Consider the following 18,803-nt stretch of genomic DNA (forward strand, 5'->3'; position numbering starts at 1 on the left):
ACGGGCAAGAAGTCGCACCGTTGCGGCAGTCAGGCGCGCGGAGCGGCGCGTGCCACCTCCGCCTCAGGCACCGGCGTCGCCACCTTGCGGGCCGGGGCGTTGATGACCGCGGCGGCGGTGAGGACGATGGCGAACCCGACGAGCTCCCAGATCCCGAGGTTCTCCCCGAGGACGAGCACACCGAGCAGGACCGAGACGATCGGGATGAGGTAGGTGATCGTCGAGCCGACGACCGGTCCGGCGCCGCGCACGACGTCGAACTGGAGGATGTAGGCCGCACCCGTCCCGACGACGCCGAGCGCGAGGATGCAGAGCAGCGGCAGCCAGACCCAGCCCCCGCCGTCGCTCCCGGCCTCGATCGCCGAGGTCCCGAGGCGGGCTTGGTCGTAGGCCCACACCGACGAGATGCCACCGGGCTGGAGCGCACCCCACACGAGCGTCACCGGCACCATGAGCAGGCAGCCCATGAGGAGCGTCGCCGCCGGCTGGCTCAGCCCGCCGAGGTCGGCCCGCGCGAGGAAGCGCCGGTTGTAGGTCCAGCCGAGCCCGTAGCAGACGCCACCGGCCAGGGCCATGCCGAAGCCGACGAGATCGGGTCGGGCCGAGGTCCACGGCTGCATGATCGTCACGACGCCGAGGAAGCCCACGACGACCGCGACGACCTTGGACCGCGTCGCCCGGGCACCCGGCAGGAACGCCATCGTCGCGAGCACGGTGGCGATGGGCGTCGTGGCGTTGCCGATGCCCGCGAGCGCCGAGCTGACGCGCGTCTCGGAGAGCGCGAAGAGCGTGAACGGGATCGTCCCGAGCAGCAGGCCGGTGACGACGAGGTGCCCCCACACCCAGCGCTCACGGGGCAGCGAGCCGCCGCGCATCCACAGCAACGTGAGGATCGTCGCGGCGCCGGTCACGAGGCGCAGTGCAGCGATCTGCACCGCCGACAGCGACTCGAGGCCCACCTTCATGAGGAGGAAGCTCGACCCCCAGATGAGGACGAGCGCGAGGTACTTCGCCTGCCACGGGACCTTGGGCACGGGTGACATCAGTCCTGCTCCTTCTCGGTGAGCTCGCGCGCGGTGGCGATGGCCACCCGTTGAACGTCGGCGGCCCCCCGGGGTGTGAGTGACGGGAGCCCACAGGCCGGGGTCACCGTGACGTCGGCCAGGGCGGAGGCGGGCAGCCCGACGCGGTCGAAGCCCTCGGTGACCCGGCGGGTGGCGGCGCGCACGGCGTCGGCGGTCGAGGCCGGCGCGCTCGTCGGCACGACCCCGGCCCAGAGCCGCGTGCCGGACTCGACGGCTGCGGCGACGGACTCCCAGCGCTGCGGTGACGCGTCGGTGAGGTCGAGGGCCAGCGCCGTGGCACCCGTCGACGCGAGGAGGTCGACGGGGGCGCCGGGGTGGCAGGAGTGGAGGACGACGTCGCCCTCGTGCGCCTCCCGAACCTTCCGTATGCCGTCCGCCACCTCCGCGCGGTCGACCGCGCGGACCCGTCCGTAGCCGGAGGCGGTGGGCAGCTCGCCGCGGAGGACGGACAGTACGGACGGCTCGTCGAGCTGCACCGTGAGGACGGCGCCCGGCACGAGGCGCTGCACCTCGGCGACGTGCTGGCGCACGCCCTCGGCGAGCGAGGCGACGAGGTCGCGCCGGGCACCCTCGTCGGTGACCGAGCGCTCACCCCGGTTGAGCTCGATCGACGCCGCGAGCGTCCACGGCCCGGCGACCTGGATCTTGAGCGGGCCGGCATACCCTTCGTAGGCCTCCGCGAGCTCGTCGAGGTCCTGGCGCCACAGGGACCGTGCGCGGGCGAGGTCGCGCCCGGGACGGTCGGTGAAGCGCCAGCCCGACGGCTGGAGGTCGACGGCGAGGTCCGCGAGCAGGGCTGCGGACCGACCGATGATGTCGGATCCCGGTCCGCGGGAGGGCAGCTCGGGCAGATAGGGCAGGCCCAGCTCGTCGGCGTCGGTGAGGAGGTCGCGGACCGTGACGACGGCCTCGCGTGCGGACTCTCCCGGCCAGGAACCGACTCCGGATACGTGTGTCACGCGAGAACTCTCGCACCCGCGAAGTCGCGCACCGACCGTGGGACCTCGGCGGCGCCCGACGTCGGCGCGGGCTCGGGGTCGAGCGCCACGGTCCGCAGCTCGACGACGCCGTGCCAGGCGTCCGTCTCCTCGTCGGGGGCGCTCGCCGTGCCGGTGCGGGTCTTGGCCATGAACGCGCCCTCGGTGATGGGCAGCGACATGACGAGGGTCTTGGCCATCTCCTGCCGCGTCATCGGGCGGACCTCGGTGGTGCGGCCGGGCAGGATCCGCTCGGACAGGGTGTCCAGGGCGGCCCGGCGCTCGTCGTCGGGCAACGGCGTGAGGGTGCCGTGCACGACGGCCGAGCGGTAGTTGGCCGACGAGTCGAAGGTCGTGTGGCCCACGACGAGCGCATCGACGGCGACGACCGCAAGCGCGGCGGGGGCGCCGGCGGCGACGTGCCTCAGGGCACCCGCGCCCGTGCTGCCGTGGAGCAGGATGCGGTCGCCCTGCCGTGCGAAGAGCATGGGCACGACCCATGGCCGGCTGTCGACGACCGTGCTCAGGGTGCCCGCGAGGACGTCGTCGAGGATGGCGTCGAGGGTGGCGCGCTCGGTGCTGCCACGCTCCTTGTGCCGGTGCAGGGCCAGATCGGTCATGGGTCCATGGTCGCTGCCAACTGGACCTCGATCGAGAACCACTATCGGCGCAATCACAGGACCAGTATTCTGATCGCGTGCCTCGCCCTCCCCGCACGGTCAGCCTGCCGCTCACCCTCGAGGCCGGCGACCGGCCCCTGCGCCACCGGATCGCCGACGCCGTCGTCACCGAGCTGCGCGAGGGACGGCTGCGACCCGGTGACCCACTCCCCTCGACGCGGGCGCTGGCGGCCGAGCTCCAGGTGTCGCGCGGACCCGTGGTCGCGGCGTTCGACGAGCTTGCCTCGGCCGGCTTCATCGAGACCCGAGCCGGGTCAGGGGCGCTCGTCGCACGAGGCGCGGACCGCGCGGCCCGTGCGGGCGCCCTGTCGTCCGTCGAGCCGATGGCGCCGTGCCCCGCGGTGCCGGCGGCACTCAGCCGCCAGGAGGTGCGCCACGACCTGCGGCCCGGGCGCCCCGACATCGGCTTCCTCGACCAGACGGCCTGGCGACGGGCCTGGCGGCACGCGGCCTCCCTCGTGCCCACCAACGACCTCAGCTCCGGGCCGTCGCACACCCGCCTGCGACAGGTCCTCGCCGACCACATCCGGCGCAGCCGCGGCATCGCGCTCGACCCGGACGACCTGCTCATCACCCCCGGCGTGAGTGCCACCGTCCAGGCCCTCCCTGCGGCGCTCGGACTCGCCGGGCGCACCGTCGTCGTCGAGGACCCGGGCTACGTCGAGGCGTGGACCGCGTTCTCGGACAACGGTTCTCGCGTGCGACCCCTCCCGGTCGACGACGACGGGCTCGACCCCGCCCTGCTGCGGCGGACCGACGCCGCCGCCTACGTCACGCCGTCCCACCAGTACCCGCTGGGCGCCCGCATGCCCGTCGTCCGGCGCACGGCGCTGCTCGACTGGGCCCGCCGCGCGGACGCGATCGTCATCGAGGACGACTACGACGGCGAGTTCCGCTACGACGTCTCGCCGCTCCCGGCGCTGCGCTCGCTCGAGGGCGCCGACGACCACGTGCTCTACATGGGGACGGCCTCGAAGATCCTCGTGCCCACCCTGCGCGTCTCGTGGATCGCACCCCCGCGCCACCTGCTCGACCGGATCCGCGCCGAGCTCGAGCGACGCGGACTGCTCGTCAACGAGATGACGGGCGAGGCGGTGGCCGAGTTCATCGCGAACGGCTCGCTCGCGGCCCACCACGCGCGCGCCGCACGGATGTATGCCGGCCGTCGCGCCCGTCTCGTCGCCGCGCTCGCGCGTCACCTCCCCGACCACCGGCTGAGCGGGGTCGACGCCGGCCTCCACCTCGTCCTGCTCCTCGGCGACGACGTCGACGACCACGAGGTCGCGATGAGCCTGCTGCGCCACGGAGTCGCGGTCAACCCGCTCTCGGCCTACGCCGTGGAGTCCGAGCGTCGCGGGCTCGTCATCGGGTATGCCGGCCTGCCCGAGTCGCGTGCCGACGTCGCCGTCCGCGCCCTCGCCCGCGGCCTCACCTGAGGCGCAGGCACCCGGCATACCGCAACGTCCGCAAAGGTGGTCGAGAAGGTGACCACCTTTGCGGACGCAACCAGCCGGAAGCCCGACGGGTGGGTCAGAGGACGTCGTGTCCGGGGTGCGGCTGCGACGGGATGGTGCCGAGGCGTCCGGCCTGGAAGTCCTCGAACGCCTGCATGAGCTCGGCCCGGGTGTTCATGACGAACGGGCCGTAGGCCGCCACGGGCTCGCGGATGGGCCGCCCGCCCATGATGTAGAGGTCCAGGCTCGGGCTGCGACTCTCCTGGCTGTCGTCGGCGCCCACCTCGATGACGTCACCGGCGCCGAGCACGGCGAGCTGGCCCATCCGAAGTGGCCGGCGTTCGGCGCCCACGGTGCCGCGGCCGTTGAGCGCGTAGACGAGGGCGTTGTAGCCCGGGTCCCAGGGCAGCCGCACGCGGGCGCCGGGAGCGACGGTGGCGTGGACGATGCTGATCGGGGTGTGGGTGATTCCGGGGCCAGAGTGGCCATCGAGCTCGCCGGCGATGACGCGCAGGAGTGCGCCGCCGTCCGGGCTCGAGAGGAGCGCGACCTCGCCTCCGCGGATGTCCTGGTAGCGCGGCGGCGACATCTTCATCGTGCTCGGGAGGTTGACCCAGAGCTGGAGCCCGTGGAACAGGCCGCCGCTCATGACGAGCGACTCGGGTGGGGTCTCGATGTGGAGCAGGCCGGACCCGGCGGTCATCCACTGGGTGTCGCCGTCGGTGATCTGCCCGCCACCGCCGTGGGAGTCGTGGTGCACGAAGCTGCCGTCGATGATGTAGGTCACCGTCTCGAACCCGCGGTGCGGGTGCCACGGGGTCCCCTTGGGCTCACCGGGCGCGTACTCGACCTCGCCCATCTGGTCCATGTGGATGAACGGGTCGAGGGCGGCGAGGTCGACGCCGGCGAAGGCGCGGCGGACGGGGAAGCCCTCGCCCTCGAAGCCCTGCGGCGCCGTGGTGATGCCGCGCACGGGTCGGGTCACGGCGGCGGGCGCCGGCTCGTCGACGCGCGGAAGGGTGAGGACGTTCTCGACGGTCACGGCTGGCATGACGGCTCCTTCGCTCGATGACCCCGGGCTCGGGGTCAGGTCCCCCGTGTCAGCGTCATTGAATCCTCAACTATTCCGGACGAGGCTCGATGGACACGTCCGGTCGAGGCGATCGTGGCCGACCCGACGACGCGCGTGCCGTCGTAGAGCACCACCGACTGGCCCGGCGCCACGCCACGCACCCGCGAGTCGAGCCGCACGTGGACGACCTCGGGGTCGGCCTCGTCGACCCGTGCCCACGCCAGAACCTCCTCGCCGTGGGCACGCACCTGCGCACCGACCCGGACCTCGTCGACGGGCGCGGCACCGCACCAGCGGGCGTGGTCGGCGGTGAGCAGGTCCACGCCGAGCAGGTCCGAGGTGCCGATGAGCACGCGGTTGGTGGGTGCGTCGACGCCGACGACATAGCGGGGGTCGCCGTCCTGGGCCGAACGGTCGAGCCCTAGCCCGCGGCGCTGCCCGACCGTGAAGCCGTACGACCCCGAGTGCGACCCGACGACCTCCCCGCTCGCTGCGTCGACGATGTCGCCGGGCTGCTCCCCCAGCCGGGACGTCAGCCAGCCCCGGGTGTCGCCGTCGGGGATGAAGCAGATGTCGTAGGAGTCGGGCTTCTTGGCGATGGAGAACCCCCGCGCGGCGGCCTCCTCGCGGATCCGCGGCTTCGTCGTGTCGCCCAGCGGGAAGAACGCGCGCGACAGCTGCTCGGCGTCGAGGACCCCAAGGACGTACGACTGGTCCTTGTCGGGGTCGACCGCACGGTGCAGCTCACGCACGACCGCGCCGCCCGGCCCCACCCGCTCGACGACCTGCGCGTAGTGCCCCGTGGCGACCGCGTCGAACCCCAGGGCGACCGCCCGGTCGAGCAGCGCCGTGAACTTGATCGACTCGTTGCAGCGCAGGCACGGGTTCGGGGTTCGACCCGCCCGGTACTCCGCCAGGAAGTCGTCCATGACGTCACGCTGGAAGCGCTCGGCCATGTCCCAGACGTAGAACGGGATGCCGAGTCGGTCGGCCACGCGGCGGGCGTCGCCGGCGTCCTCGATCGTGCAGCACCCTCGGGCGGACTCGCGCAGGGTCGCCGCCGAGCGCGACAGCGCGAGGTGCACGCCGACGACCTCGTGGCCCGCATCGAGCATGCGCGCGGCCGCGACGGCGGAGTCCACCCCGCCGCTCATGGCGGCGACGACCCGCATCAGGCAGCCCCGCTCGCGCGCCGGGCTCGCTCGACGACCCCCGGCAGGGCGGACAGGAAGGCCTCGACGTCGGCGTCGGTCGAGGTGTGGCCGAGCGAGAGGCGCAGCGCCCCCCGGGCCTCGGTCTCGGGGTAGCCCATGGCCAACAGCACGTGGCTGGGCCGGGGCACGCCGGCCTGGCAGGCGGACCCGGTCGAGCACTCGACGTCCGCGGCGTCGAGGAGGTAGAGCAGCGAGTCGCCCTCGCAGCCCGGGACGAGGAGGTGGGCGTTGCCCGGGAGCCGGTCGGAGGAGTCCCCCGCGGTCCAGCACCCGCTCACGGTGATGCCGAGGTCGAGCGACAGGGCGCCGGTGACGAGCCGGTCGCGCAACGCCGTGAGGCGCGCAGCCGATGTCTCCCGCTCGGCGACCGCCTCGGTCAGCGCGACCGCGAACGCCCGTATGCCGGCCGCGTCCAGGGTGCCCGAGCGCACCTGCCGCTCCTGGCCGCCCCCATGGACGAGCGGGACGAGCTTGGCGTCGCGACGGGCCAGGAGCGCCCCCACACCGACTGGACCACCGACCTTGTGCGCGCTCACGGTGAGGAGGTCGGCCCCGCTCGCGGCGAAGTCCACCTCGAGCTGGCCGACCGCCTGGACGGCGTCGGTGTGGAACGGCACGCCCGCCTCGCGCGCGACGGCGGCGAGGTCGGCCACGGGCTGCACGGTGCCCACCTCGTTGTTGGCCCACATGATGCTGACGAGCGCGACGTCGGCCGCGCCGTCGGACGACAGGGCGTCACGCAGGTCGTCGACCGAGACGTGCCCGCAGCGGTCCGGCTCGAGCCAGGTGACCTCCGCGCCCTGCCGTCGCACGAGGTGCTGGACCGGGTCGAGGACGGCGTGGTGCTCGATCCCGCTCGCCACGAGACGGGAGGCGCCGACGGAACGCAGGCGGGCGGCATACGTGCCCTTGACCGCGAGGTTGTCGGCCTCGGTACCGCCGGACGTGAAGACGACCTCGGACGGACGGGCGCCCAGCGCATCGGCGATCTGCTCGCGCGACTCCTCGACCACGGCGCGGGCGGCGCGGCCGGAGGTGTGCAGCGACGAGGGGTTGCCGCCGCGACGGGTCTGCTCGGTCCACGCCTCGCGCGCCGACTCCCGCAGGGGGGTCGTCGCGGCATGGTCCAGGTACGCGCTCACCCCGCGAATTCTACGTTCCTGACCCCTGAACGACTTATTGCCCGTTCGGGCGGCTCCCAGCACCGGTTCACGGTGCCGACAACGCGCCCGAACGGGCAATAAGTCGCTGTGACGGCCGGGTCAGCCCTTGGCCTTCTTGACGGCCTCGGTCGCCTGCGGGAGGACGGTGAAGAGGTCACCGACGACACCGAAGTCGACGAGCTCGAAGATCGGGGCCTCCTCGTCCTTGTTGACGGCGACGATCGTCTTGGACGTCTGCATGCCGGCGCGGTGCTGGATGGCACCGGAGATGCCGGCGGCGACGTAGAGCTGCGGCGAGACCTGCTTGCCGGTCTGGCCCACCTGGTTGCTGTGGGGGTACCAGCCGGCGTCGACGGCAGCGCGCGAGGCACCGACGGCGGCACCGAGGCTGTCCGCGAACTGCTCGACGGGACCGAAGTCGCCACCGGTTCCGCGGCCACCGGAGACGACGATCTTGGCCTCGGTGAGCTCCGGGCGACCCGTGGACTCCTTGGGCTTGGAGTCGACGACCTTGGCAGCCTTGGCGGCGTCCGAGAGGGTGATCTCGACCTTCTCGACCTCACCGGCGGCCGGGGCCGGCTCGATCGCGACCGAGTTCGGCTTGACGGCGACGATGGCGGTGCCCTTGGTGACGGTCGACGTCACCGTGTAGGAGCCGGCGAAGACCGACTGGGTGGTCTCGACACCCTCGCCACCGGCGTTGACGTCGACGGCGTCGGTGATGACACCGGACTCGGTGCGGATCGCGAGACGGGCCGCGATCTCCTTGCCACCGGTGTTGCTCGGGATGAGCACGGCGAGCGGCGACGTCTTCTCGACGACCGCGGCGAGGATCTCGGCCTGGGGGGCGACGAGGTACTCGAGGGCGTCGGGGGCGTCGTAGACGTAGACCTTGTGCGCGCCGTACTTGGCGAGCGTGACCTGCGCGGTCTCGGCGTTGGGGCCGATGTAGACGGCGGAGGGCTCGCCGAGGCGGCGGGCGAGGGTCAGGAGCTCGGCGGTCGCCTTGCGGATCTTGCCGCCGGCGTGGTCGACGAGGACGAGAACTTCAGCCATGGGTGCGTACTCCTCAGAGGAACTTCTGGGCGGACAGGAACTCGGCGAGCTTGGTGCCACCGTCGCCCTCGTCGGTGACGAGCTGGCCCTGCTCACGCGGCGGGCGCTTGGCGAACGACGTCACCTTGGTCCACGCGGCGTCGAGGCCGACCTGACCGGCGTCGACACCGAGGTCGGCGAGCGACCACGTCTCGACCGGCTTCTTCTTGGCGGCCATGATCCCCTTGAACGAGGGGTAGCGCGGCTCGTTGATCTGGTCGGTGACCGAGACCAGCGCGGGCAGCGTCGACTCGATGGTCTCGGACGCGGCGTCTCCGTCGCGGCGGATCGAGACCTTGTCGCCGTCGATGGTGAGCTCGGAGGCGTAGGTGACCTGCGGCAGGCCCAGGCGCTCGGCGACCATCGCGGGCACGACACCCATGACGCCGTCCGTCGAGGACATGCCCATGAGGACGAGATCGGGGTTCTCGCCACCGGACGCCTTCTTCACGGCCTCGGCGAGGATGAGCGAGGTCGCCGCGGCGTCGGAGCCGTGGATGGCCTCGTCGCTCACGTGGACGCCCTTGCCCGCACCCATCTGCAGGGCCTTCTTGACGGCGTCGACCGCACGCTCGGGGCCGACCGTGACGACGGTGACCTCGCCGTCGCCGGCCTCGGCCAGCTTGAGCGCCTCCTCGACGGCGTACTCGTCGATCTCCGAGAGCAGACCCTCGACGCCGTCGCGGTCGGTCGTGTTGTCGGCCTCGTTGAAGGAGCGGTCGGACTGTGCGTCGGGCACGTACTTGACGCAGACGACGATGTTCATGCGTGCCTCGTCCTCTTCTCTGGGATGGGTTCCGTGGTGGTCAGGTCTCCGGACGAGCGTATGCCGGGTGCTCGCCTCGTGGAGAATCCTCCGGGCGTGACGGTGGGCACAGATTGCCCCGGACCCTTCGCCCACAGGCAACCCCCGGTGAGAGACGATCATGAGGTCAGGTGCTGTCAGGCACGGCCACCCACCCATCAGATGGTCCGAAGGAGAGCTGGTGATCACCGTCCTACTGCTCGACCTCGACGGTGTGCTGCGCCTCTGGGACCCCTCGCTGACCGGGTCCGTCGAGGCGAGCTACGGGCTGCCCCCGGGAGCGTTGTCCGCGGCCGTGTCCGCGTCGAGCCACCGCGACGGCGCCCTCACCGGCGCCATGGACGACCGGTCGTGGCGCGAGTCGATCGCCGAGGACATCGCCCGGGAGCACGGGGAAGGTTGCCGACCGGCGGTCGAGGACTGGATGACGCCGGCCGGCACCGTCGACACCGACGTCCTCGAGGTCGTGCGCCGGGCCCGCACGACCATGCGCGTCATGCTGCTCACCAACGCGACCAGCCGTCTCCCCGACGACCTCGAGACCCTCGGCCTCACCGACGAGGTCGACGGAGCCGTGAGCAGCTGCGATCTCGGCCTGGCCAAGCCCGACCCCGACGTCTTCAGCCTCGTGGCGCTGCGCCACCGGCTGATGTTCAGTGAGATCGCCTACGTCGACCCGTCGACGACCAACATCGCCGTCGCCGAGATCCTCGGCATCCGGTCGCACCACTACGCGGACGCCGAAGGGCTCGGCGAGTTCGTCGACGGTCTCATGGAGCCCGCCGAGAGGATCTGACCTCGCGGGTCGGTCCGACGCAGGTCGGACCTCACGGGGCGACCGACCTCACCGAGGTCGGCCAACCTCACCGATATCGGATGGGGTCAGGCGCCCTCGAAGGTCGCCTTGCCCGGACCGTTGTCGAGGAACGAGCGCATGCCCGCGTCGCGGTCCTTCGTCGCGAAGACCGACGAGAAGAGCAGCCGCTCGATCTCGAGCCCGCTCTGCAGGTCGACCTCGAGACCCGAGTCGATGGCCTCCTTCGCCGCGCGGATCGCGTAGCTCGGGCCGCCGGCATACCGGCTCATCATCTGCTTGGCAGCGGCGAGGACGCTCTCGGACCCCCGCTCACCGGGGTCGACGACCGCGTCGACGAGCCCGATCGCGAGCGCCTCGTCGGCGTCGACGAACCGGCCCGTGAAGATGAGGTCCTTCGCCTTGGCCGGGCCGATGAGGCGGGCGAGCCGCTGGGTGCCGCCGGCGCCGGGGATCACGCCGAGGAGGACCTCGGGCTGGCCGAGCTTGGCGTTGCTGGCGGCGATCCGGAAGTCGCACGCCAGCGTGACCTCGCACCCGCCGCCGAGGGCGTAGCCGGTGATCGCGGCCACGGTCGGCTTCGGGATGCGGGCCAGGGCCCGGGTGAAGTCCTGGAAGAGGTTCGAGTGGTCGACCATGTCGGTGTAGGACCAGTCAGCCATCTGCTTGATGTCGACCCCGGCGGCGAAGACCTTCTCACCGCCGTAGACGATGACAGCGAAGACGTCCTTGCGCTCGCTCGCCTCCTCGGCCGCCGCGATGATGCCCCGCTGGACGTCCGCATCGAGCGCGTTCATCGGCGGCCGGTCGATCCGGATGACGCCGATGCCGTCCTCGACCTCGAGACGCACGACCGCCGCCGACGACATCAGCTGCCCTGACCGGGCGTGGAGCCGTTGGCGTCGGGGCCGGACTCACCCTGCCCACCCTGCTCACCCTGCTCACCCTGCTGCGTCGAGCCGGGCTCGAGACCGAGGGCGCGCTCGTGCCACAGCTGCACCGCGGACAGGATGATCGACGTGCTCACCTGCACGAGCGTGGCGACGTCGGCGCCCTGGACGACGAGGTGCTCGCTGGTGACGACGAGGGTGTTGTTGGCGACGCCGGTCTTGACGCAGTTGAGCGAGAGGTTGACCTCGTTGCACGTCGCCGACACCTTGTCGGAGTCGCTCGCGACCTCGTCGGGAAGGGTCCACTGGCCGAACACGCGCATGACGGGCAGGTCGCCCTCGGTGGCCCGCACGAAGATCGTCTGCTCGTTGGCCTGGAAGGCCACGTCACCGTCGGTGTCGATGTTGGGCTGGGCGCCCGCGTCGACGAGGACGTCGAGCACGCGACCGCGCAGGGGGTGCTCGTTGGCCGGCGGCGGGAAGTTCGGGAGGGAGGTGGGATCACTCATGAGTCCACCTTGTCATGGCCCGCGGACGGCGCGCACGCGAGGAGGTCGCGGTGTGCCGCGCCCGCGCCGGCTTCTCTAGGCTGCCCGCATGACGCCCGTGACGTCCGCCGCCACCGCCCGCTCGCTCCGCGTCGCGCCGGACCTGCCACCCGCGCCCGGTGTGACCGTCGTGGACGGCGGCATCGAGGTGAGCGTCTACGCCGGGCACGCCAGCTCGGTCGAGCTCTGCCTCTTCGACGCGGGCGACGACGCGGGGACGAGCGAGCGTCGGGTGCCGCTGGTCGACCACGCCTACGGCTGGTGGTTCGGGTTCGTGCCCGACGTCGGGGTGGGTCAGCGCTACGGGTTCCGCGTCGGCGGCGAGTGGGACCCCGAGCAGGGCATGCGGCACAACCCCGCCCAGCTCCTCATGGACCCCTACGCCCGCGCCATCGAGGGCGAGGTCACTTGGGGGGCACCGGTGTTCGGCCACGTCGTCGACGACAGCACCTGGCGTGGCGACGGCCTCACGCCCTCCGGCACCGACTCGGCGCCGTACGTGCCGCGCAGCGTCGTCATCGACCCGGCGTTCGACTGGGGGGACGACGCTCCCCCTGCCGTGACCCGCAGCGAGTCCGTGATCTACGAGACGCACGTCGTCAACCTCACCAAGACCCTGCCGGAGGTGCCGGAGGAGCTGCGAGGCACCTACGCCGGCATGGCGCACCCCGCCACCGTCGAGCACCTCACCGCCCTCGGCGTCACCGCCGTCGAGCTGCTGCCGATCCACTCGTTCGCCTCCGAGCCCTTCCTGATCCAGAAGGGCCTCGCCAACCACTGGGGCTACAACACGCTCGGCTTCTTCGCGCCGCACGCGTCGTACGCCGCGGCGAAGGACCCTCAGGGCGTGGTCGACGAGTTCAAGGGCATGGTCAAGCTGCTCCACGCGGCCGGGCTCGAGGTCCTCCTCGACGTCGTCTACAACCACACGGCCGAGGCCGACGGCACCGGTGCGACCCTGTCGTTCCGCGGCCTGGACAACCGGGCCTACTACCGGCTCGACGAGCGCGGCCGCGACATCGACGTCACCGGGACGGGCAACACCCTCGACCTCCGGCACCCGGTGATGTGCCGGCTGGCGCTGGACTCCCTGCGCTACTGGGTCAACGAGTGCCACGTCGACGGGTTCCGCTTCGACCTCGCGGTGGCTCTGGGCCGTGGCCGCACCGACGAGTTCGACCCCGACCACCCCTTCCTCGTCGGGATGCGCACCGACCCGGTCCTCTCGCGCACCAAGCTCATCGTCGAGCCGTGGGACGTCGGCCTCCACGGGTGGCGCACCGGCCAGTTCCCGCCGCCGTTCTCGGAGTGGAACGACCGTTTCCGCGACTCCGTGAGGGACTTCTGGCTCGGCGACCACCGGCCCTCGGTCCCCGGACACGTCCCCCACGGCGTGCAGGACCTCGCCACCCGGCTCGCCGGCTCGCGCGACCTCTTCGGCACCCGCGACCGGGGCCCGACGGCATCCGTGAACTTCGTCGCGGCGCACGACGGGTTCACGCTCGCCGACCTCACGGCATACGACGAGAAGCACAACGAGGACAACGGCGAGGACAACAACGACGGCTCCAACGGCAACCGGTCGTGGAACCACGGCGTCGAGGGCCCGACCGACGACGGGGAGCTGCTCGCGCTGCGACGGCGCTCGATGCGCAACCTGCTCGGGACGCTGCTGCTCTCGTCGGGCATCCCTATGATCAACGCCGGCGACGAGCTCGGCCGCAGCCAGGGCGGCAACAACAACCCCTACAACCAGGACAACGCCACGACGTGGTTCGACTGGGACCTCGAGCCGTGGCAGGAGGACCTGCTCGCGACGACCCGTCACCTCACCGCGATCCGCCGCGAGCACCCCGCCCTGCGCCAGCGCACCTGGGCCGAGGGCAAGGAGGTCCACGAGGACGGCTCGATCGACCTCGCCTGGTACGCCGCCGACGGGTGCCCCATGCACGACTGGTCGGCACCGGACCAGCGCACGCTCCAGATGCTCGTCAACGGCGCGTGGCTCGGGCACGAGTCGGTGCTCGTCGTCCTGCACGGGGGTCGGTCCGAGCAGCAGGTGACCCTCCCCGACGCGCCGGGGCTGTCGGCCTACCGCCTGCTCTGGGACAGCGTCTGGGAGCGGCCGGAGCACACCGGGGCCACGCGGGCCGGGGAGACGGTCTCCCTGGCACCGCTGAGCATGCGCGCGTATGCCGTGACCGACCCGACCTGAGCCGGCTCGCCTGCCGTTGCGGTTCGGTTCGGTCTGCCTGAGGGCTGTGGACAACCCCACGGGCGGCTGAGCCGTTCTCCCTAGCCTGCTCGGCATGGGGAACTCGACCGTGCTGGACCTCACCGTCCTTCTGCCGTCGCGACGTCACGCGGGTGTGGACGTGCGCGTGACGGCACCCCCGGGCACGACGTTCAAGGACGTTCGGCCCGTCCTCGGCGAGGTGGTCGGGGCGAGGTCGGCCCACGTGTCCTGCCAGGGACGCATCGTCGGCGACGAGGCCGTCGTCGGGGTGCCGCCCCTCGTCCACGGCGCGACGCTCGTGCTCGGCGAGCCCGTCCGGTCCGCCGGTCCGGCCGCGGGACCGATCGACCTCGTCGTCGTGGCGGGACCCGACGCGGGCCGTCGCTGTCCGGTGCCTCCGGAAGGGGTCGTCGTCGGACGGTCCGCGGGCCTCGGGCTGAGCCTCGACGACGAACGGCTGAGCCGGCGGCACGTGCGGATCGCCCCCGACGACAGCGGTTTTCGCGTCACCGACCTGTCGTCGACCAACGGCACCCGGTGCGGCACCACGCTGCTCGCCGGGGACTCGTGCGTCGTGGCCGGCGGTGAGCTCGTCGCCATCGGATCGAGCCTGCTGCGGCTCCAGCGCTCCGGCGACACGGTGACCCCCACCCACGCACCTGGGGACGGCCGGGTCACGGTCAACCGCGCGCCTCGCCCGCTCCCACCGCAGCTCACCGTGACGGTGGTCGCGCCGACGCCTCCCACTCCGCCTCGCCGCACCCGTGTCCCGTGGCTTGCCGCCGCCCTCCCCCTCCCGTTCGCCGCGCTCCTCGCCCTCGTCTTCGGGGTGCAGATGCTCGCGTTCGCCCTGCTCTCACCGCTCATGCTCGTGGGCAACGTGCTCGCCGACCGCGTCGGCGGACGGCGCGAGCACGCCCGCGAGGTCGCCGCCCACGAGGCCGAGCTGGCCGTCCGGCGCGAGGAGCTCGACGCCGTCCGCACCCTCGAGCGCGACCAGCGCTGGCGCGCCCTCCCCGACGCCGCCACCCTCCTCGCGATCGCGACCGGTCCGGGTCCGCGGTTGTGGGAGCGACGGCGCGCCGCCCCGGACTTCGGTCGGGTGCGGGTGGGCGTCGGCGAGCTGCCGTCGCGATCCGGCTGGGCACCGGCGGGCGGTGGCGCCGGCGAGCACCCTCTGCTCGCGGACCTGCCCGTCGAGGTCGACCTGACGTCGGTCGGCGGTCTCGGGGTCGCCGGGCCGAGGGCGGATGTCGCGGGCGTCGTCTGCCACGTGCTCGGGCAGCTCGTGACGCTGCACTCACCGCGCGACCTACGAGTCGTGGTCGACTCCGAGGACGCGGCCGACACCCTGTCGTGGGCGAGATGGCTGCCCCACACGACGGCATACGCAGATCTCCCGACGTGTCTGGACGTGCTCCGCGAGGTCGTCACGAGTCGGGAGGACGAGCGCGAGCGCGGGACGCCGTCGCCGCACCCGTTCGTCGTCGTGGTGCTCACCGAGTGCGACAGCGCCACGGCGGGCGAGCTGCTCGACCTCCTCGACCGTGGTCGTGGTCTGGGTGTCGTCTGCCTCGTCGGCGCTGCGTCCGCGAGCTCGCTGCCGGGGTCCTGCCACGCCGTCGTCGGGCTGGGTCAGGGCGTCGGAGACGGCACCGCCCGGCTGGACGTCGACGGGCGTGAGCCGGTCCCGGCGTTCACCGTCGACCTCGTCGGGTGGTGGTGGGGGGAGCGGATGGGCCGCGCGCTCGCACCGCTGGTCGACGCGACGACAGGCGGCGAGGTGGTGCCCCACTCCGTGGACCTGCTCGACCTCGTGACCTGGCTCGGACCGGCGGCAGCCGACGACGCCTCGTGCCTGACGTCCGTCGTCGAGCACTGGCGGACCGGCGACGGCAGGCCGGTGGCGCGGCTGGGCAGCCTCGCCGGACAGCCGTGGACGGTCGACCTCACCACCGACGGCCCGCACGTGCTCGTCGGTGGCACCACGGGCTCGGGCAAGTCCGAGCTCCTGCGCACGCTCGTGGCGTCGCTGGCCCTCGAGTGCTCGCCGCGGGACGTGTCGTTCGTCCTCGTCGACTACAAGGGCGGCTCGGCCTTCGGCGAATGCGCCGACCTCCCCCACACGGTCGGCCTCGTCACCAACCTCGACGACGGCCTCGCCCGGCGCGCGCTCGTGAGTCTGGGAGCCGAGGTGGACCGTCGTGAATCGCTGCTGGCCGCGTCCGGCGCGCGCGACTTCGAGGACCACCGGAGGCGCGGCGGCTCCTTGCCCCGGCTCGTCATCGTCATCGACGAGTTCCGCATGCTCGCCGAAGAGCTGCCGGACTTCGTCGACGGGATGGTGGCACTCGCGGCGGTCGGTCGTTCGCTCGGACTCCACCTCGTCCTGGCCACGCAGCGTCCGGCTGGCGCGGTCACGACCGACATCGCGGCCAACGTCAACCTCCGCATCGCGATGCGCGTGCGCGACGTCGCCGACTCCACCGACGTCATCGGCGCCCCCGACGCCGCCCGTGTCTCCCCGGACCGTCCGGGACGCGGGTTCGCCCGCGGCGGTGACGGTGACCTCGTCGAGTTCCAGGCCGCACGCGTCGGTGGTCCCGCGACCTCGACCGAGCTGCGCGTCGACGTCCTCGACCCTGCCGGACGGGTGTCCACGTCGACGGGTGCGCTGCGGGCAGTGCGCCCGTCGGCACCGGGCGGCGACGCGCCGGAGGGCCTCGCCGCGCTGGCGTCCCTGCTGCGCGGGGCCGCACTGACCGGCGCCGTAGGCGTTCCCCACCGCCCGTGGCTCGAACCGCTGGCCGAGGAGCTGGGCGTGGCGGAGGTCGGCGTCGGGGGCGTCGGGCTGATCGACCTCCCAGCGGCCCAGCGGCAGGTCGTCCTCGCTCACGAGGGCGACGGGCACTGGTTGGTGGCGGGCGGTCCGCGCTCCGGACGGACCACGGCCGCGCGCTCCATCGTCGCCGCGCACGTCGCCCCACCCGGGTCGGCCACCCACGTCCACGTCATCGACACGAGTGGTCAGCTCGCCGACCTCGAGGCGTTGCCGCATGTGGGCACCGTGGTGGACGCCGGCGACGTGTCCCGCGTACGCCGGCTCCTTCAGCGCCTCCGCGCCGACGTCGACGCCGTCGGCCAGCCGACTCACCCGGTGCTGCTCGTCGTCGACGGCTGGGAGCGGCTCGACACCGAGGGTGACCTCTCCCTGGGCGGTCTGCGCGACGACGTGCTCGCCCTCCTCCAGGCCGGCGACACCTCGTTGCGTGCCGTCGTGACGGGTGACCGCTCCGTCCTGTCGAGCCGGCTGGGGTCGGTCGCCGCCGAGACCTTCGTCCTGCCGCTCGCCGACCCCTCCGACGCGACGTATGCCGGTCTCTCCCGTCGCGACCTCCCATCGAGCACGGCGCCCGGACGTGCCGTGCGGCTGCGTGACCGAGCCGAGGTCCAGCTCGCCCGGCGCGACCCGCTCGCCGAGGCCGCTCCTCGTGATCCAGCCGCCCCGCTCCCCCTCGAGGTGCCCAGGCTGCCCTCACGGGTGGACATCGTGGACGTGCTCGCGGCATCGGGCGCGCAGCTTTCGGGCGAGCGGTTCGCGCTGGGCCTCTCGGCCGAGTCCGGGTCGACGGCGTTCCTCGAGCCGGCACGTCACGGCCGGCGCGTGCTCTTTGCGGGGCACCCCGGCTCCGGCCGCTCCACCGCTCTCGCCGTGGTCGGTGCGTCCGCCGTGCTCGCCGGACGCACGGTCGCCGTCGTCGAGGGACCGGACGGGCCGGTGGCGCGTTCCCTGCGCCGGGCGGTCGCCGACGTCACGGACAGGTGGGCGCCCGGCGAGGTGGTCCGAGTCGGCGAGGCGTTCCGGGTCGACCCATGGGGCGCAGACGTGCTCGTCGACGCCAAGCGGCGTTGCCCCGACCTCGTGGTCCTCGTCGACGACGCCGACCGCCTGGACAGCACACCCGTCGAGGCCGCTGTCGTCGAGCTCACCGCCGTCGCCGAGCGCGATCGGGGCCTCGTCGTCGCGGCCTCGACCGTGGCCGCGGCCACGGCACAGTTCCGTGGCCTCGTGCCCGCGGTCGCCCGGGCCCAGGCGGGACTGCTCCTCTCCCCCCGCGTCCCCGGAGACGGTGAAGGGTTCGGCGTCCGGGTCCCGCGCGGGGTCTTGCCGGTGCCGGGGCGGGCCCTGCTCATCAGCGGCCGGGTCTGCGAGGAGGTCCAGGTGGCGACGGTCCGGGACGCGGCCCACCGGGGGTCGAGGGGACCCGGCCCGTCGGAACGTCTGCGTCCGACCGTTCGTTGCGTGTGATGGACGCCGCGGAAGCGGTGGAGCGATCGAGATTCTCGCCCGTTGGCACTGTTCCGAATTGGGTTGGTGGGTCTAGACTGACACTTCGGACGTCTGCGTGTTGACGTCCTTCAGGTTTGCAAGGGCGCAACCTCATGTTGGCCCCTGCTCCACCCCTGCTAGCGGCCAGCCCCATTGATCTCCACGGACAAGGAGCACCACCCATGGATTGGCGCGACCGCGCTGCCTGCCTCGATGAGGATCCCGAGCTGTTCTTCCCGATCGGGAACACCGGCCCGGCGATCATGCAGATCGAGGAAGCCAAGGCAGTCTGCCGCCGGTGCGACGTCGTCGACACCTGCCTCAAGTGGGCGCTGGAGTCCGGACAGGACGCCGGCGTCTGGGGCGGGCTCTCGGAGGACGAGCGCCGCGCTCTCAAGCGTCGCAACGCCCGCGCCCGCCGCGCCGGCTGACCCACAGAC

The 18,803-nt window shown here is 72.7% G+C and carries 15 protein-coding genes; 5 read left to right on the top strand and 10 right to left on the bottom strand.

The genetic code is table 11. The features are described 5' to 3' along the window. Window positions 1-29 precede the first annotated feature (29 nt). From ACSQ11_RS00005 to ACSQ11_RS00015, 3 genes are read right to left on the bottom strand one after another with little or no spacing between them, the layout of a single operon-like run. Window positions 30-1,043 carry a DMT family transporter gene (locus tag ACSQ11_RS00005; RefSeq protein WP_436001821.1) on the bottom strand — a complete coding sequence of 338 codons (1,014 nt, stop codon included), beginning with the start codon at window positions 1,041-1,043 and terminating at the stop codon, window positions 30-32. Then, window positions 1,043-2,044: a methionine synthase gene (locus ACSQ11_RS00010; protein WP_436001823.1), complete on the bottom strand. Its 1,002-nt coding sequence runs from the start codon at window positions 2,042-2,044 to the stop codon at window positions 1,043-1,045. Before ACSQ11_RS00010 ends, ACSQ11_RS00005 begins: the two co-directional genes overlap by 1 nt. After that, window positions 2,041-2,682 (bottom strand): pyridoxamine 5'-phosphate oxidase family protein, encoded by a 642-nt coding sequence (locus ACSQ11_RS00015; protein ID WP_436001825.1) that lies wholly within the window; start codon window positions 2,680-2,682, stop codon window positions 2,041-2,043. Before ACSQ11_RS00015 ends, ACSQ11_RS00010 begins: the two co-directional genes overlap by 4 nt. A 77-nt stretch (window positions 2,683-2,759) precedes the next feature. Between ACSQ11_RS00015 and ACSQ11_RS00020 the strand changes: the two genes are divergently transcribed. Then, window positions 2,760-4,178, top strand: a complete 1,419-nt coding sequence (locus ACSQ11_RS00020; protein ID WP_436001827.1) for a PLP-dependent aminotransferase family protein — start codon at window positions 2,760-2,762, stop codon at window positions 4,176-4,178. Window positions 4,179-4,272: 94 nt separating this feature from the next. On the opposite strand, the gene ACSQ11_RS00025 is transcribed toward ACSQ11_RS00020, so the two are convergent. From ACSQ11_RS00025 to ACSQ11_RS00045, 5 genes are all read right to left on the bottom strand, one after another. Then, window positions 4,273-5,247 (bottom strand): pirin family protein, encoded by a 975-nt coding sequence (locus tag ACSQ11_RS00025; protein WP_436001829.1) that lies wholly within the window; start codon window positions 5,245-5,247, stop codon window positions 4,273-4,275. Window positions 5,248-5,282: 35 nt separating this feature from the next. Further along, window positions 5,283-6,440: a tRNA 2-thiouridine(34) synthase MnmA gene (gene mnmA / locus ACSQ11_RS00030; RefSeq protein WP_436001831.1), complete on the bottom strand. Its 1,158-nt coding sequence runs from the start codon at window positions 6,438-6,440 to the stop codon at window positions 5,283-5,285. Further along, window positions 6,440-7,624, bottom strand: coding sequence for a cysteine desulfurase family protein (locus ACSQ11_RS00035; protein WP_436001833.1), 1,185 nt, complete (start codon window positions 7,622-7,624; stop codon window positions 6,440-6,442). The genes mnmA and ACSQ11_RS00035 overlap by 1 nt, the downstream gene beginning before the upstream one ends. Before the next feature lie 120 nt (window positions 7,625-7,744). Continuing rightward, a complete protein-coding gene (locus ACSQ11_RS00040; protein ID WP_436001835.1) occupies window positions 7,745-8,701 on the bottom strand; it encodes an electron transfer flavoprotein subunit alpha/FixB family protein in 957 nt (318 codons plus the stop codon). A gap of 13 nt (window positions 8,702-8,714) precedes the next feature. Further along, on the bottom strand, window positions 8,715-9,506 hold the full coding sequence (locus tag ACSQ11_RS00045) for an electron transfer flavoprotein subunit beta/FixA family protein (RefSeq protein WP_436001837.1): 792 nt from the start codon (window positions 9,504-9,506) through the stop codon (window positions 8,715-8,717). 220 nt (window positions 9,507-9,726) lie between these two features. On the opposite strand from ACSQ11_RS00045, the gene ACSQ11_RS00050 reads away from it, so the two are divergent. After that, window positions 9,727-10,341 carry an HAD family hydrolase gene (locus ACSQ11_RS00050; RefSeq protein ID WP_436001839.1) on the top strand — a complete coding sequence of 205 codons (615 nt, stop codon included), beginning with the start codon at window positions 9,727-9,729 and terminating at the stop codon, window positions 10,339-10,341. An 86-nt stretch (window positions 10,342-10,427) separates the two neighbouring features. Here the strand turns inward: ACSQ11_RS00050 and ACSQ11_RS00055 are convergent, their stop codons facing one another. Both ACSQ11_RS00055 and ACSQ11_RS00060 read right to left on the bottom strand, forming a co-directional pair. Further along, entirely contained in the window at window positions 10,428-11,228 is an 801-nt protein-coding gene (locus tag ACSQ11_RS00055; RefSeq protein WP_436001842.1) for an enoyl-CoA hydratase/isomerase family protein, read from the bottom strand. Next, window positions 11,228-11,758 carry a T3SS (YopN, CesT) and YbjN peptide-binding chaperone 1 gene (locus ACSQ11_RS00060; protein ID WP_436001844.1) on the bottom strand — a complete coding sequence of 177 codons (531 nt, stop codon included), beginning with the start codon at window positions 11,756-11,758 and terminating at the stop codon, window positions 11,228-11,230. The genes ACSQ11_RS00055 and ACSQ11_RS00060 overlap by 1 nt, the downstream gene beginning before the upstream one ends. Before the next feature lie 88 nt (window positions 11,759-11,846). Here ACSQ11_RS00060 and glgX point away from each other — a divergent pair, with 88 nt between their 5' ends. The 3 genes from glgX to ACSQ11_RS00075 all read left to right on the top strand — a co-directional run bounded on the left by glgX (window position 11,847) and on the right by ACSQ11_RS00075 (window position 18,794). Beyond that, entirely contained in the window at window positions 11,847-14,012 is a 2,166-nt protein-coding gene (glgX, locus tag ACSQ11_RS00065) for a glycogen debranching protein GlgX (RefSeq protein ID WP_436001846.1), read from the top strand. A gap of 94 nt (window positions 14,013-14,106) precedes the next feature. After that, window positions 14,107-18,342 carry an FtsK/SpoIIIE domain-containing protein gene (locus tag ACSQ11_RS00070; RefSeq protein ID WP_436001848.1) on the top strand — a complete coding sequence of 1,412 codons (4,236 nt, stop codon included), beginning with the start codon at window positions 14,107-14,109 and terminating at the stop codon, window positions 18,340-18,342. Between the two features lie 203 nt (window positions 18,343-18,545). Further along, window positions 18,546-18,794, top strand: coding sequence for a WhiB family transcriptional regulator (locus tag ACSQ11_RS00075; RefSeq protein ID WP_035938865.1), 249 nt, complete (start codon window positions 18,546-18,548; stop codon window positions 18,792-18,794). Window positions 18,795-18,803: the final 9 nt, after the last annotated feature.

Origin of the sequence: Knoellia sp. LjRoot47 (assembly GCF_964253435.1) — a bacterium.
Taxonomy (GTDB): domain Bacteria; phylum Actinomycetota; class Actinomycetes; order Actinomycetales; family Dermatophilaceae; genus Knoellia.